Source organism: Cohaesibacter sp. ES.047, assembly GCF_900215505.1.
Lineage (GTDB): Bacteria > Pseudomonadota > Alphaproteobacteria > Rhizobiales > Cohaesibacteraceae > Cohaesibacter.
Genome location: NZ_LT907844.1, coordinates 2,507,219 through 2,522,493, shown reverse-complemented (window position 1 = coordinate 2,522,493; position 15,275 = coordinate 2,507,219). Strand labels below are relative to the sequence as shown.

General features: G+C 58.0%; 10 protein-coding genes, 1 pseudogene and 1 riboswitch. Of the genes and pseudogenes, 5 read left to right on the top strand and 6 right to left on the bottom strand.

The window, feature by feature from the left end:
* Positions 1–115: 115 nt before the first annotated feature.
* A complete protein-coding gene (locus CPH65_RS11490) occupies positions 116–739 on the top strand; it encodes a YqgE/AlgH family protein (RefSeq protein WP_096173593.1) in 624 nt (207 codons plus the stop codon).
* A 1,949-nt stretch (positions 740–2,688) separates the two neighbouring features.
* On the opposite strand, the pseudogene CPH65_RS24575 reads toward CPH65_RS11490, so the two are convergent.
* From CPH65_RS24575 to CPH65_RS11465, 5 genes and pseudogenes are all read right to left on the bottom strand, one after another.
* Positions 2,689–5,535 (bottom strand): annotated as a pseudogene (locus CPH65_RS24575) (EAL domain-containing protein); the annotation flags it as partial.
* A 341-nt stretch (positions 5,536–5,876) separates the two neighbouring features.
* Positions 5,877–6,479 (bottom strand): GNAT family N-acetyltransferase, encoded by a 603-nt coding sequence (locus tag CPH65_RS11480; RefSeq protein WP_371359459.1) that lies wholly within the window; start codon positions 6,477–6,479, stop codon positions 5,877–5,879.
* Between the two features lie 554 nt (positions 6,480–7,033).
* Positions 7,034–8,347 carry a pitrilysin family protein gene (locus tag CPH65_RS11475; RefSeq protein ID WP_096173591.1) on the bottom strand — a complete coding sequence of 438 codons (1,314 nt, stop codon included), beginning with the start codon at positions 8,345–8,347 and terminating at the stop codon, positions 7,034–7,036.
* Between the two features lie 76 nt (positions 8,348–8,423).
* On the bottom strand, positions 8,424–9,869 hold the full coding sequence (gene thrC / locus CPH65_RS11470) for a threonine synthase (protein WP_096173590.1): 1,446 nt from the start codon (positions 9,867–9,869) through the stop codon (positions 8,424–8,426).
* Positions 9,870–10,117: 248 nt separating this feature from the next.
* Positions 10,118–10,465 carry a type II toxin-antitoxin system ParD family antitoxin gene (locus CPH65_RS11465; RefSeq protein ID WP_096173589.1) on the bottom strand — a complete coding sequence of 116 codons (348 nt, stop codon included), beginning with the start codon at positions 10,463–10,465 and terminating at the stop codon, positions 10,118–10,120.
* Between the two features lie 750 nt (positions 10,466–11,215).
* Here CPH65_RS11465 and CPH65_RS11460 point away from each other — a divergent pair.
* Positions 11,216–11,542 (top strand): PilZ domain-containing protein, encoded by a 327-nt coding sequence (locus CPH65_RS11460; RefSeq protein ID WP_096173588.1) that lies wholly within the window; start codon positions 11,216–11,218, stop codon positions 11,540–11,542.
* A 133-nt stretch (positions 11,543–11,675) separates the two neighbouring features.
* Here the strand turns inward: CPH65_RS11460 and rnhA are convergent, their stop codons facing one another.
* On the bottom strand, positions 11,676–12,113 hold the full coding sequence (gene rnhA, locus CPH65_RS11455) for a ribonuclease HI (protein ID WP_096173587.1): 438 nt from the start codon (positions 12,111–12,113) through the stop codon (positions 11,676–11,678).
* Positions 12,114–12,303: 190 nt separating this feature from the next.
* Between rnhA and CPH65_RS11450 the strand changes: the two genes are divergently transcribed.
* The 3 genes from CPH65_RS11450 (at position 12,304) to gcvH (ending at position 15,225) form a co-directional block, all read left to right on the top strand.
* Complete coding sequence (locus CPH65_RS11450; protein ID WP_096176369.1) at positions 12,304–13,140, top strand: class I SAM-dependent methyltransferase; 837 nt, start codon at positions 12,304–12,306, stop codon at positions 13,138–13,140.
* A 190-nt stretch (positions 13,141–13,330) separates the two neighbouring features.
* Positions 13,331–13,427: riboswitch (glycine riboswitch) on the top strand.
* Between the two features lie 208 nt (positions 13,428–13,635).
* Complete coding sequence (gene gcvT / locus CPH65_RS11445; protein WP_096173586.1) at positions 13,636–14,772, top strand: glycine cleavage system aminomethyltransferase GcvT; 1,137 nt, start codon at positions 13,636–13,638, stop codon at positions 14,770–14,772.
* Between the two features lie 78 nt (positions 14,773–14,850).
* Positions 14,851–15,225: a glycine cleavage system protein GcvH gene (gene gcvH / locus CPH65_RS11440; protein WP_096173585.1), complete on the top strand. Its 375-nt coding sequence runs from the start codon at positions 14,851–14,853 to the stop codon at positions 15,223–15,225.
* The last annotated feature ends 50 nt before the right edge of the window (positions 15,226–15,275 follow it).

The following is a 15,275-nucleotide window of genomic DNA, read 5'->3' as shown; positions in this document are numbered from 1 at the left end:
CCTGCCTTCTGCAAACAATGGAGTTTCATATTTTTGTGATGAACCCGACAGCCTCATGGTACTAGGTTTGCAAGGGATCTTTACAGTCTCATATCGGCGCGGGTAACCTTAAGACATGATTGATTTGATCAAACAGGACGAAGACAGAAACGAGATGCCCTCCTCGCTGGAGGGGCAGTTTCTTGTCGCCATGCCAAACCTCAAGGGTCCGCATTTCGAGCGGAGTGTCGTCTACCTGTGTTCGCATTCACAGGATGGAGCGATGGGGCTCGTGGTCAATCAGGTCTCGACCCAGATCACCTTTCCCGATCTTCTCCGCCAAGTCGACATTCTGGGCGAGAATGACGACATGATCAATCTGCCCATGCCCGCCAGAGGCATGGATGTGCTCAATGGGGGACCGGTGGATCAGGGGCGCGGCTTTGTGCTGCATAGCGCGGACTACAAGCTGGAAAGCTCCACGTTGGCGGTGTCCGATGAGATCTGCCTGACCGCAACTGTCGAAATCCTGCGCGCGCTGGCCGAGGGCCGCGGGCCGAAGTCTGCATTGCTGACGCTTGGCTATGCAGGATGGTCGCCCGGCCAACTCGAGGACGAGCTGCAGAGCAACAGCTGGTTGACATGCAGTGCCGACAGTTCCCTGTTGTTCGATTGCACCCCTGGCGAACGGTACGACCGCAGCCTCCAATTGATGGGCATTGATCTTTCGATGCTCTCCAGCGAAGCGGGTCACGCCTGACCCCGGCAATAAGCCCGGCAAACGGTTTTTCCAAACGCCTTTCAACAGACAGTCAGTTGCACACCCGATGACACGCGCCGGATCGCTTTCTCGCGCAGGCAAGAGGTCTAGGGCTTCTTGCCACCGCGCATGGCTGATTGGATCGCCGAGGCGATGTCTTGATCGATGTTGGAGAGATCCGGCATGTTGAAGGGCAGATCGGAATCCTCCTCCTCATCCATTTCGGTTTTGTCTCGTTCAACAGGGGATGGTGTTCCGGTGCCATTCTTGTTGTTGGCATCAGCATCCGCGTTCGCTGAAGAAACGTCCTCCGCATTATCCGGCTGCCGGGATGGCCCCACAGGGTCACCCGTGTTGTCCGGCTCAGACTCGGCCGATTTGGCTTGCTGAGCTTCGGGACGCGCCTGCTCATCTTGTGGTTCGGCAGGGGCTCGCGCCTCTTCTTCGGTCGGACGTGGCGGCATCGGCTGAGCCGGTCTTATCAAGGGCGGCGTTTCGAGGCGCTGCGCTTGCACCGGAACCGGGTTCACGGGCCCTGATGGTGGTTGCGGCAACGGCTGGTTCTGGACCGAAGGCATGTTTGGCTGTACCGGACGGGCTGCCTGCGGTTGGGCCGCGGCAGGACGCGGCGCGGGCGCTGCCGGTGAATTGCTGTAGGCCGGTTTCGATATCGCAGCAACTTGTGGCATCTGGGGATTCGGTTGCTGGGGTCTTGGTTGACCGTGTCCGGACATGTTGGCGTACTGCGGCCTTTGCGGCTGAGGTCCGTTTGGCGCTCCGGCCTGCGGATGTCTGGCTGCTGCAGGCATCGGGCGCTGGCCCTGCGGCACCGGCTTTTGTCTGGGGTGCGCGGGATGAGCAGGTCGTCCGGATGGCTGCACTCTCGGATTGTCTTGCGGTTTCTCTTCTTCGGCGGCTTGCTTCTTGCGGAACGGATTCACGAACAGCGAAGCTGTCGCCTCCATGCGTTCACGAAGGCTGGTTTTGGGCGCGTCATGGTCTTCCACGCTGTCTTTACCATCGGCGCTTTCGCGGCGCATGGGCTTGTTGCTCGGGGCCGGAGCCGTTTGGACCGGGCCAGAGCTTCTCGCATCGTTTGACGAGACGGCTTCTGCCGCAGCCACACCCAGAGCATTTTCAAGTTCGATCTCAAAACCGGCCAGCACATCGTCAGGAATTCCCGTCTCGCCCTGCTGGGGGCTGGCTGGGGAGGCTGCTGGCTGATGCCGAGTTTGCGGATCGCCTTGCACCGGTGCTGGACGGGCGACTGCTGCGTCCCGCGGAGGCATCTGACTGTGCGCCCGCCTATCGTCTTCGCGCTTCTTCAACATGCCATTCATGCGTTCGCTCAGGCGTTCGACGGCAGTCTGGCCGGAGGTCTCTTTGGGTGCAGCTTGCTCACTCGGCGCGGGTTGTTGCGTTGCATGATTCTGCGCGGTTGAACGGTCCTTTGGCTCGTGCGCCGTTGGCTGTTCTGCCTTCTGGTCGCCGCGCGCTTCGGCCTCTGCTCTCTTGGCACCTGCTGGCTTGGCACCTGCTGGCTTGGCAGGCGCTTCCTCTGACGCCAGATTGGCGGCGAGGCTCTCTGCGAGCTGGGTTTCGAGCGTATCGTCTTCTTGAACCGCTTTATCCGCTTTGCTGTCAGGCGTCGCACCAGTCTCGGGTCTGTTGGCCTCGGCGGCTTTCGTCTCGCTTGATTGGATCGCAGGACCCGCTTCACCCTCGGTCTGGGAGGCAGGCCGGGGTTTGTGCATGGGTTCCGGCTTTGGCAGGCTCTGAGCAGCAATCTCGCGGGCATGGGCCTGCTTGCGTTCCAGCTCTTCAACTTCCTTGCGGCGTTTTTCTTCGCGAATTCTGCGCACTTCCTCGGCCTTGCGAGCCGCAGCCTCGGCTTCTGCCTGACGGCGGCGCATCAAGGCTTCTTCCTGAATCTGGCGTACTTGCTCAATCTGTGTGAGCAGCAGCGCGGCAGCATCGGCGGGGGCCAGCGGCTTGCCGAAAAGGTAGCCCTGCCCCATAGGACAGCCCATCTCGACCAATTGTGCGGCAGCTTCGTCGTCCTCAATGCCTTCGGCAACCAAATTGAGTTCAAGGTCCTGAGCAAGCTTGACGATCGAACGCAGAATGATCGGAGCGCCCCCCTGATCATGGCCGACAAAGCTCTTGTCGATCTTGAGCGTATCGAACGGGAAGTGCTGCAAGTAGGATAGCGACGAATAGCCCGTGCCGAAATCATCCAGCGACAGGCCCGCTCCCAATTCACGCAGCTTGTCGAGCACCTGAGAGGCGTATTCCGGATTGCCCATGACCAGGCTCTCGGTCAATTCCAGCTTCAAAGTACCCGGATTGACATTGCAGCGCGACAGGATGGTCTTGACGTCGTTGATGAGATCATGACGCAGGAGCTGTTGCGAGGAGACATTGACGCTCATGAAGAGATCGCCCATGCCTTCCATCTTCTGTTGCCACTGATTGAGCTGGCGGGCGGCCTGTTCCATCACATGGATGCCCATGGGAACGATCAGACCGGTGCGCTCGGCTGCGGGAATAAAATCGGACGGGGGCACGTTGCCGCGCTGCGGATGGTTCCAGCGGGCAAGGGCCTCGAAGCCCTTGATCATGCGATCATTGAGATTGACGATCGGCTGGAAGACGACTTCAATTTCGTTGCGATCAAGCGCTGCGACAAGATCCTTGTCGAGCGATCCGCGCCCGCGGCCCTGTTGCCGCAAAGATGGTCTGAATGGCTCGATGCGATCGCCGCCCATGCGCTTGGCATGGTAGAGCGCCAATTCGGAATCGTTGACCACGTCGCCAGCCGCCTTGTGGCCGTGCACGTCCTGAATCGCGATGCCTATGGAGACACTGAGTGTCAGTTCGCGTTCACCGAAGACGATGGGAACCTTGAGCACTTTGCGCACGCTGTCAGCAAAAACGGCAATGCGCTCGGGTTGCTGCTCGGAGATCAGGATGATGGCAAACTGGTCACCATAGAAGCGGGCGATGGAATCCTGTGGCTTGAGTAGCCGTGACAGCCTGCGCGCAACCGTCAACAGAATGGAATCGCCAATTGAAAGACCGTAGTTGTCGTTGATGTGCCGGAAGTTGTCGATGTCAACGAGCAGAACGGCGGGCTTGGCGGCCCCTTCCGCCTGTGTGCGGACCATGGCTGCGGTCAGCCGGTCATGCAGCAACTCGCGATTGGCAAGGCCGGTCAGATTGTCATGCACGGCATCGTGCAACAGGCGCGATTCGGCCGTGCGCTGGTCGGTGATATCAAGAAGCGTGCCCACACAGCGAACGACCTCGCCATCGGTGCCGACCACAGGTCGGGCGCGCAGTTTGAACCAATGATAGTGGCCATCCTCGGCCCGCAGGCGGAAGTCCTGATTCACGCGGCCCCGGCGCTGTTCGATGATGGCATCCAGCATGGCAGAAAACCGGTCCCGATCGCGCGGATGCAACAGCTCAAGCCAGTCGCGTGCATGGCCACCCAGAGCACCGCGTTTGAGGCCAAGCAGCTTTTCCGCGTCGCGTGAGGTGTGAATACGGTCGCGTGGCACATCCCAATCCCAGACCATGTCGCCAGAGCCGACAATCGCCAGAGCACGACGCTCGCTATCCGAGACGATCCCCTGGGCGAGAATGCCGCCCGAGAAGGCATGCTGCATGATGGTGAAGCAGAAAAGCAGCACCAGCAGCACAAGACCACCGCTGAGGGCCGGCTGCACCAGATCGTTGTCGATGACGCCGGAAACCGCACTGCCGGAGGCGAGCAGCCACAAGAGCAACAGGGACCAGGTGGGAATCAGCATGATGGCCCGGTCGAACCCGGTGTAGGCCAAATAGAGAATGACCGCCAGACCGGCCACAGACGTGACCACCATTGAAAGGCGCGCGATACCGGCGCCAAGAGAGGGATCATAAAAGGCAACACCCAGCACGACAATCAGGAACACAAGCCAAATGCCAGTGGCGTGCAGATAGCGCACATGCCAGCGGTGCAGCGTGAGATAGGTAAAGAGAAGAATGAGTATGGAGGCTGAGAAGACGACCTCGGCAACCGCACGCCAGATCGGCTCGGAGGCCGTGGGGATATCGAACAACCGCCCCATGAAGCCGAAATCGATGGCCAGATAGGCCAGCACGGACCAAGCCAGCAGGGCCGCCGCGGGGAACATCGCCGCCCCCTTGACCACAAACAGGATGACAAGGAAGAGCGCCAGCAGGCCAGCAATCCCCAGCACGATGCCGCGGAAGAAGGTGTAGCTGTTCACATAGTCCTTGTAGGCCGCAGGCTCCCAGAGGCTGAGACCGGGCAGGCTGCGATGGCTCTGCTCCCCGACAAAGGTAACCACGTTGCCCGGGTCGAGCGTGACGCGAAAAACGTCTGCCTCGCTGTCCGGAATGCGTTCGGGCGCGAAGCCCTGCGAGGTGGAAATCGCAAAGACGCGCTGCGCACCCAGATCGGGTTTCAGCAGGCCAGAACCGGCCATGCGAAAATGCGGGACAACGAGATAGCGGTCGATCTGACGATCAGAATTGTTGGCGAGCGCGAAGACAAACCAACCCGGTGGCGTGCCCTGTTGGCGTGCGCGCACCTCGATTCGCCGCACAATGCCATCCGGGCCCGGTGCTGTGGAGACCTGAATGCGGTCGCCTTCGCCCTGATAGGTTTCGACAACCGGAGTGAGGTCGAGCACCTTGATATCAGCCTTGACATCAACAGCTTCGACCGCCCAGGCAACAGAGGTTGATGCCAATCCAAGCAGAATGGTCAGAAGACAGGATATCAGGACGGTTACGCGATTCACCAGGGGCCCTCATCTATTCAGTATCTGTTCAGATACAGTGAACCATAGTTAAAATTTTGCGACTCGCCACACAAGGCGAAATTCCATTCTTGCGCCTTTTTCAAATGAAAAGGCAATCATTTGGCCATCCTGAGACGTCGTAGATGCCTCAACGGTCAGAAACGCGCTTTTGCAAGAGGTTTCCATAGTTAAGCTTTATCGGATTCGACGCGCGACAATCTACCGATCATGAGCAGGAAAACTCCATTCCTCCCTCTCAACGCCTTATATTCGCGGATCGTCTCCGTGCCGGGCAAAAGCTCAGCTTGCCCGTCAGTCGCTCGCTATCTGTTCAGACAGTCACCAAGGTGGATTTTCTGGCTTTTCAGATCAGATCTGAGAAGCGAGAACAGCAGATGATCTTCCCACCTGCCGTTGATGCAAAGATAGCTGCGGGCCTTTCCCTCCAGCTTGAACCCCTGTTTCATCAATACAGCCATTGAAGCCTGATTGATCGGCAGGCAAGCGGCTTCCACTCGGTGGAGCCCCTGAAAATCAAACAAATAGGGCAATAACAAGGCCAGAGCCGCGCTCATGTGCCCCTGTCCAGCATGATCCTCGCCCATCCAGTACCCAATCGAGGCCGACTGGCAGATGCCGCGGCGAATGTTGGTGACGTTGACGCCCCCAAGCAGGTGGTCTCTGTCGCGATCAAAGATCAGATAGGGCAACGCCCGTCCGATGCGCCGATCCCGCTGATACTGCTCGAGACGACGCCGAAAGCCCTCGGGGGTCAGGTCATCTGACGGCCAGACCGGCTCCCACGGGCGCAGAAAATCCGCACTTGCGGCGCGCAAATGCGCCCATTGGGAATAATCGACCTTCGCCGGAGGACGCAGATACAATCGTTCACCGCCCAAAGGGTCGCCGATCGCGGGGACGGACACGCCTCGCGTTGCGAACTGACTGACGGAGAAAGCCAACCTCTGTGTGGAGGCCCAACTCCTCGGGCGATCAGGGGAAGTTTTTGGCTCTGCCGAGAATCCGGTCTGGTCCGGATGGGAAGCGGAACGCGAACGCATGACTTTGCCTTTCAATGCATAACGCAAGAAGGACATCCAATCCCTGCCGTTTCTGGCCTGTTCACCGGCCATCGCAACAACTCCCGTTTCTCCGCCTGCGGATCGGACACGCCCACGCACAAAGGCGCAGGCGCGCAAAGATCCCCATACCCTCACGAGAGAAACGGTGGGGGCAGATGCCCAGATCCGACTCTCCCTTCGGATCCATTTTACTCAATTGACCTGTTTTCAGATAGTCACAATCTACCACAAGTCGAAATTACCGCCCCTGCTCGAACTGACCTCTTTTCAAGGCGTTTCGTCGTTCTTGTTGTCAGGTGCGGCGGTTGCCTCGTTGTCCTGGATTGCATAACCGAAGGCTCGATGCCCGAGCCCTTTGGTCCTGTCATCCCTTGCAGACAGCGAAGGGGTTGATCAGCTCAAAGCCCTCCTCCCACGGCCTTGATCTGTTCTTCAGTGGCCGCCGGGGCACAGCCCAGACGACTGGAAATCTCGTCGATCCACATCAGATTCTCGACCGGGCCGACCGATGCCATTGATGGGGGCGAGCCGGTGATCAGATTGCCTGCCAGATCGCGCACATCGGCAACCGAAATGTTGGCGACGGAGTCGATCATTTCTTCAAGGGATTTGGGATGTCCGAAGAGCAGCTTCTGACGCGCCAATTGACCGGCGCGAGCCGAGGGGCTTTCCATGCCCATCAGGAGACCGGCCTTGATCTGGGCGCGGGCCCGATTGAGCTCCACTTCGGTGAGATCCTCGGCAGCACGCGCAAGCTCACCGGTGATGACCGGCATTAATTCTTCAAGATTTTCTGCCCCTGTCGCCGCGTGAATGCCGAACAGGCCAGTCTCGACGACCCCCCAGTGGAAGGCATAGACCGAATAGCAAAGGCCGCGCTTTTCGCGCACTTCCTGAAACAGACGTGACGACATGCCGCCGCCAAGCATCGTGGCAAGAATCTGGGCCGTGTAGAAATCCTTGTCCTTGTAGGACCGTCCCTCAAACGCCAGAATCACTTGCGCTTCCATCAGGTCGCGCTGAAGGTCACGGCTCTCGCCTCCCAGATAGGTGGCCGGTGTCGGTAAGGGGCTTTCTTCTGCATCAAAGCTCGAGAGGGCCTCTTTTCCCAGCGCAACGAGCTCTTCATGCTTGACCGCCCCGGCGGCGGACAGGATCATTGAGGGTCCGCGATAGTGGGTGTCCATATATTGATGCAGATCGGACGGGTTGAAATCACTCACCGTATCGGGCGTGCCCAGAATCGTGCGCCCAAGCGGCTGACCGGGAAAGGCCAGCTCCTGCAAGTGATCGAAGACGCGATCTTCCGGCATGTCATGGGACGCGCCGATCTCTTGCAAAATGACGTGCTTTTCGCGGTGCAATTCGTCAGGGTCGAAGCTGGAGTTGACGAGAATGTCACCCAGAATATCAATGGCGAGCGGAAGGTCTTCCTCCAACACGCGGGCATAGTACGAGGTGTGCTCAAGGCCGGTCGCGGCGTTCAGCTCCCCGCCGACGGCCTCGATTTCCTCGACGATAGCCACAGCTGACCGATTGCTCGTGCCCTTGAAGGCCATATGCTCCAGCAGATGGGAAATGCCGTGTTGCCCTGCCTTTTCGTGACGAGAGCCAGCCGAAACCCAGACCCCGACGGCCGTGCTTTTCAAATGCGGCATTTCATCAGACAGAACGGTCAAACCGTTCGCCAAACTGGACATATTTACGGTCAAACTCTCACTCCCATCTGATGATTTCTCATCCCTACTGTTCAGACCGTTCGATTATCAGCATTTTTTGACCCAACACTCAATCCTGATTTTGGACAGCCCTTGCATGGGAGAGAATGAAAGCCTCGACCGCCTCGACACTATTGTCGATGCTTGACAGCTTTTCCTCCCTGTCCAAGAGGTCCGACAACCAGGCGGGCAAATCGGGATGGTACCCGGATGCGTCTTCAACGGCTTTGGGGAACTTGGCCGGGTGTGCTGTCGACAAGACGATCATCGGGCTTTTCGGCCCCGCACTTTCACCTTGCGCGTCTGCCGCGGCTTCTTCCTCGGCCAGTTTGCGGGCAACATGCACGCCGACCGCGGAATGTGGGTCGAGCAGATAGCCCGACGCCCCGAAGACCGCCTGAATCGTGGCGGCGGTGGCCGCTTCGCTGGCCCGGTCAGCCGCAAAACTCTCGCGCAACGCCGTAAGGGGCGCCTCGGCAATGGTGAACGAGCCGGACTGTTTGAGACCAGACATCATGCGACAGACAGTCTCGCTATCACGATCATGAAGCTCGAATAGAAGGCGCTCGAAGTTCGAGGAGACCTGAATGTCCATGCTGGGCGAGACGGACGGGGTCACACCGAGCACCTCATAGGTGCCCGTCTCGATGGTGCGAGCCAGAATGTCGTTCTGGTTGGTCGCAATCACCAGCTTGTCGATGGGCAGGCCCATTTTCTTGGCGACATAGCCTGCGAAGATATCGCCGAAATTGCCCGTCGGCACCGTGAAGGAAACAGATCGCTTCGGCGCGCCCAAAGCAACGGCGGCGGCGAAGTAATAGACCACCTGAGCCATGATGCGGCCCCAGTTGATGGAATTCACACCGGACAACGCCACCGTCTTTCGAAAGTTCTCGTGTGCAAACATGTCCTTGACGATTGCCTGACAATCATCGAAGTGGCCCTTGAGCGCGATGCAATGCACATTGTCATCAAGCACCGACGTCATCTGACGTTGCTGGACCTCGGAGACACGCCCCTCGGGGAAGAGAATGAAGATGTCGGTGTTCGCGCGTCCCTTGAAGGCTTCAATCGCGGCACCACCCGTATCGCCGGACGTCGCACCGACAATCGTGGCACGCGCATCGCGCTGCTCTAGGACAAAGTCCATCAGCCGCGCCAGCAATTGCATCGCCACATCCTTGAAGGCAAGCGTCGGACCGTGAAACAGCTCAAGAACGAACTCGTTTGCCCCGGTCTGCACCAGCGGCGTCACCGCCTCGTGCCGGAAGGTGGCATAGGCCTCGTTGATCATGGTGCGGAAAGTCGCATCGGGGATCTCGCCATCGACATAGGGCTTCATAACGGCAAAGGCGATGTCGGCATAGCTCTTGCCCGCAAGATCCGCGATTTCCTCGTCAGTCAGGGTCGGCCAGACCTTTGGCAGATAGAGCCCCCCATCGCTGGCAAGGCCAGCCAGGATTGCATCACAGAAACCCAGTTCAGGGGCTCCGCCCCGCGTGCTCAAATATTTCACGACTAACCAACCTGTGTTTGTCTCTGCTCATCCCCAACAAAGGGTCGAGCCGCTGAAGTCGCGCGAACCCTACATCCTCCGACATGGCAGGGCAAGAGCACGCGCGGTGCTGTCCCTGTCCGCGTCACGTCGCCGACCATACAGACGGCTCAGCGCTGGCGACCAAACGTGAAAAAGCAGCGCAGGGAACCCTACGCCGCTTTTTACAAGGAAGGCAAACTTCCGGCCAATGTGTGGGGTGGGACGCTCTATTCAGCCGCGATCTGAGAGCGCAAGAGGCCTTTAGTGGCTGGGATCGCCGGGATGCTCTGCTCGGAGTCTCCAGCAACAGAGGCCAGCGTTCGCATGGCTTCGGTTACGGATTGAGAAACGCCCCGAACATCCGGGTTCTGATCATCCAGCGCGCCGACAAGACCGGCATCTTTGTTTTCCAGTTCGCTCTTTTTGAGGTTGAACTGGATCTGCTGTTCTTCCAGAAGGCGGAGGCCTGCCTGCAACACGTCCGCGTCGCTTGCAAAACGTCCGGTGGCCACCTGGCTGGAGATGAACTGTTCGAAATAGGTGCCGATTTCTACCGCTTTGTCTGTCGTATTCACGTCAGCTTGCCTTTCTTTTTTTGGTCATGCCATCCTTGATCATGCGCATGTCGATGGTGCCGCATCTAACATGCAACATGATGCTGTGAAGCTGGCGGCCAGCCCTTATCGAACCGTCAGGTTTGCCTCGTAAGAAAGCTGAAATTGCTCACTTGAAAGACCGGTGTTTGTGACCTTGGTGCCGTTTGTAGCCACTTTCGTGCAAACGATCTTTCTTGGTCCCGGTTCTTTCCTCCGCGAACTTCACGACTGCAGTGTGGCAAGCTCTTAACACTTTGGAAACGATTCTTTCACGCTGTTTGTCCACTTCCTATGACAAGCGTTTTTTTAATTTCCACAAATCCCCAGAGTTCGCATTGGTAAGCCTCTGACACTTCATGGCTCCTGCCTGTCAAGCGTGGCAATTCGCGCAATTGCTCAAATTTTTTGCGTTTTGTCTGGACAGCGAATTATCCCCAAATCGTACTTTTTTTGTTCCTCTCGACCGACGCTGAGCCGGGCCAGTTCGCGTCAGTATGGGCGAACGAAGCAACATTGTTTCACACAACGGATCGTGCCGGATTCGCGTTCCTGCAAAGAATCCGGGTTCGGCACAGCAGGCATTTACGGATCGTTAACCGCCGAATCAATCCGGTGATGATTGTCCCGCTCAATTTTGATAGAATTTTAGTTAAATCATAAGGCGACAGACATGTGGGGGCCTTCCGGCCCTTGTCAGCTGTTGCCACCTCAGCAAAAGGATAAAAAGCCGTGACAGTCACATCGGAGCGCCGCCGGGAAGACAGGAAGCGTGTCCTGAAAGGCGGCAAAATCTTTTACAACAATTTTTCGATCAGTCTGGATTGCACGATCCGCAATGAAAGCGAACATGGCATGCAGATCCGGATTGATCCGCAAGCGGCTCTGCCGTCGCACTTCGCCCTTCTCAATCGCAAAGAGGGAACCCTCGCCGAAGCCAATCTGGTGTGGAAGCACGGAGACAGTGTCGGCGTCGAGCTTTCGACCGAAATGAAAGACGTTCGTACATTCGGAAAATCCGATATCCGACGGATGTCGATTATCGCAACAAGGGGCTGAAAACGCGCTGATCCCAGCAAGACACGACCTCAAGGCATGCTTATCTCGCACGTAAGCGTGGCGGTGGACCCTCACAGGCCAACGCTTTTTCGTTCTGCTCGGTAAGAAGTCCAATCGGGGACCGAAGTTCCGGCTATCCTTTGAATGGTGCCATGCCCTTGCGAGCCAGCTCGTCGGCCCGTTCATTGCCCTCGTGACCGGCATGCCCCTTCACCCAGTGCCAATTGACCTTGTGCCGCTTGAGCGCCTCATCAAGCGCCTGCCAGAGTTCGACATTCTTCACCGGCTTCTTGTTGGATGTCTTCCAGCCATTCTTCTTCCAGCCATGAATCCAGCCGGTGATCCCGCCCTTCACATATTGACTATCGGTCCACAGATCGACTTCGCATGGGCGCTTGAGGGTGTTGAGCGCCTCGATGGCAGCCCGTAGTTCCATGCGGTTGTTGGTGGTTTCCGCCTCGCCGCCGCAGAGTTCCTTCTCATGTGTGCCCATCGTCAGCAAAGCCCCCCATCCTCCCGGTCCCGGGTTTCCCGAACAGGCACCGTCGGTGAAGATAGTCACATTATCCATGGAAAGGTCCTTTGGGTCTGAAAATCCGGCTAACTGGGTATGCTCATAACGCCTGATGAGATCACGCGCCTGAGGGCCTTGTCTAGACACACTGAGCTGTCGTGACAAGCCCATTGGCACGGCGGGGCTGGACCTTTCCAGTGTGCAGGTGTAGAGCTTGGCCAACAGTGAAAGCCTTCAGGAAGACGTGATGAGCGAATTGAACACAGAGGCATTGGCCGAAGCCTATAACAGGGCACTAAAGCTTGAAAAGGCAGGTAATCTGGATGAGGCAGCCGCGGCCTATCGCGAGGCGCTGGCGCTGGATCCGGATGATCACACCGGTGCTGCCATCAGGTTGGCCTCAATCGAGCGCGGTCCGTCACCGGAGAAGGCTTCTGTTGCCTATGTGGCAACGCTCTTTGATCAGCATGCGTCCGCCTTCGAGAAGATCCTCGTCGACGATCTGGGCTATGCCGTCCCGATGATGGTGCGGGAGATGATTGTCGGATATCAGCCCGAACGGCAGTTTGCGCGCATGCTCGATCTTGGCTGCGGCACCGGCCTGACCGGCATCAGCATGAGCGGCAAGGTGGACGAGATGATCGGCGTCGACATTTCCACCGGCATGCTCGATGAAGCCTACGACAAAGACGTCTACAGCGAGCTTTATGCGGGCGATGTGGTCGAGTTCCTCCGCGACATCGAGGATGACGGCTCGGATCAACAGGGTGGCTGGGATCTGATCGTCTCGACCGATGTCCTGCCCTATCTGGGAGACCTCGAAGAAAAATTCCATCATGTCGGACGGTGCCTCGACACAGGTGGTCTGTTTGCCTTTTCCTCCGAGACCATGCCCGATGCCTTTGGAGACGCCGATTACAAAGTGGGACCGAAACAGCGCTTCGCACATTCGGAGCGCTATGTGCGACGCCTGCTCACGGCGAACGGCATGGATGTGAAGCATTTCCAGGCCATTGTGGTGCGCACGGACGAAGGCAATCCCATTTATGGCCATCTGGTCTTGGCGGAAAAGCGCGCTGGCTGAGATCATCGCCGGAGTGGCAAAAGACGTTTTAGGGCAACAACGCCGCCTTTCCGTTTCCCTCAGCTTTTTGTTCGGGCGAGAAATACCGGCTTGACTTTGCCCCCCCTCCCAAGCAACTTGAAGCCAACAGGATTAATGTCGCGATCCAACCTGCGGTGAGCCCGAGGGGAAGCCCCAGCGGATTTGCTGCATCAGGCCAGCGGGAGAGCAAGAGGATCAAATATCCGATTGCGCCGAAGGAGCAACCGCCTCGGAAACTCTCAGGCACAAAGGACCGCCCGGCCAGCGACACTCTGGAAAGCAGCCGCGGGCATCGTTCCCGGCTCACCGAAGGAAGCAACCGGACCGCATAGACCCCGATGGGCTGAGCGGGATGGGAAATCTCTCAGGTTCTGTGACAGAGGAGGCACCGATGCTATTGGAACCTGTCCGGTTTCCAGACGCACCCGTGCAACCCCGGGCGCTTTCGTGCGCCGATTGAACAGGAAAGAGATGATGGCTGATCTCAGTGCTACCCAAAAGACCCCTCTTTACGATCTGCATGTGGAACTGGGCGGCAGCCTTGTCGACTTTGCGGGCTATGCCCTGCCCGTGCGATATCCCGCCGGCATCATGGCCGAACATCTGCACTGCCGAGAGAGCGCCTCTCTGTTTGATGTGTCGCACATGGGGCAGGCCCTGCTTAAGGGCGCCGACCATGAAAGTGTTGCGCGCTTTCTTGAAAGCCTGACGCCGTCGGCCTTTACCAAGCTTGGCGTTGGGCGCATGCGATACAGCGTCCTTCTCAATGACGCAGGCGGCATCATTGATGATTTCATTGTCACCCGACCAGAGGATCCCTCGCTTGATGGCACCTTGATGCTGGTGGTCAATGGCGCGTGCAAGGATGGCGACTATGCCCATCTGAAAGCCAACCTTCCCGATGGCATTACGCTGACGCCGCTCGACAGCAAAGCCCTCATTGCCCTGCAAGGCCCCAAGGCCATTGATGCCCTCAAGCGCCATTCCGGCAAGGCAGACGGGCTGACCTTCATGTCGCAAACGCTCGATGTCATCGATGGGATCGAGGTTGTCATATCCCGTTGCGGCTATACCGGCGAGGACGGCTTTGAGCTTTCCTGCGACCAACAAGATGCCGAACGCCTTGCCCGCCTTTTGCTTACAGAGCCGGAAGTTGAGCCTGCGGGACTTGGCGCCCGCGACAGCCTGCGGCTTGAAAGCGGTCTTTGCCTTTATGGTCACGACCTCACCACCGAGATTGATCCGGCTGAAGCGGATCTTGGCTGGGCGATTCAGAAGCGTCGGCGCGAAGAAGCCGGGTTCCCCGGAGCGGAGCGCATTCTGACTGGCCTTAGCGAAGGTCCGTCACGCATTCGGGTGGGTCTCAAGATTGTGGGCAAGGCCCCGGCGCGGGAAGGCACGGAAATCCAGTCCCCTGATGGCGAGAGCATCGGCATCGTGACCTCAGGCGGCTTTGCTCCCAGTCTTCAGGCCCCCATCGCCATGGGATATGTACTGCCGGAGCATGCAGTGGCAGGAACCAAAGTCAATCTCATCGTGCGCAAGCGGATCATTGAGGCCGAAGTGGCAAGTATGCCCTTTGTTCCGCAGCACTATGTTCGCAAAGCTTGATAATCACGCCCAAGCTGCCACCATGGCAGTTCGGCCAGACCGTTCAAACGACCAGTTGATCAAAAGGACGCCAGATCAATGAGCACCTATTACAGTGAAGAACACGAATGGATTTCTGTGGAGGGCGACGTCGCCACCATCGGTATCACCAATTATGCCCAGAGCCAGTTGGGCGATATTGTCTTTGTCGAGCTACCCGACGTTGGCACCACTCTGGAAAAGAGTGATGAAGCTGCTGTTGTCGAGAGCGTCAAGGCAGCATCGGAAGTCTATGCGCCGCTTGATGGCGAGGTGGTGGAAACCAACGGCAGTCTTGAAGAGGATCCGGCGATGGTCAATTCCGATCCGGAAGGGGATGCCTGGTTCATCAAGCTCAAACTCTCCAACAAGAAACAGCTTGATGATCTGATGAACGAGGATGAATACAAGGCTCTGGTGGCAGACCTCGACTAACCAGCGCGTCCCAAACGAAAGCCCGGCTGTCGAGCACTGATGCACCTGCA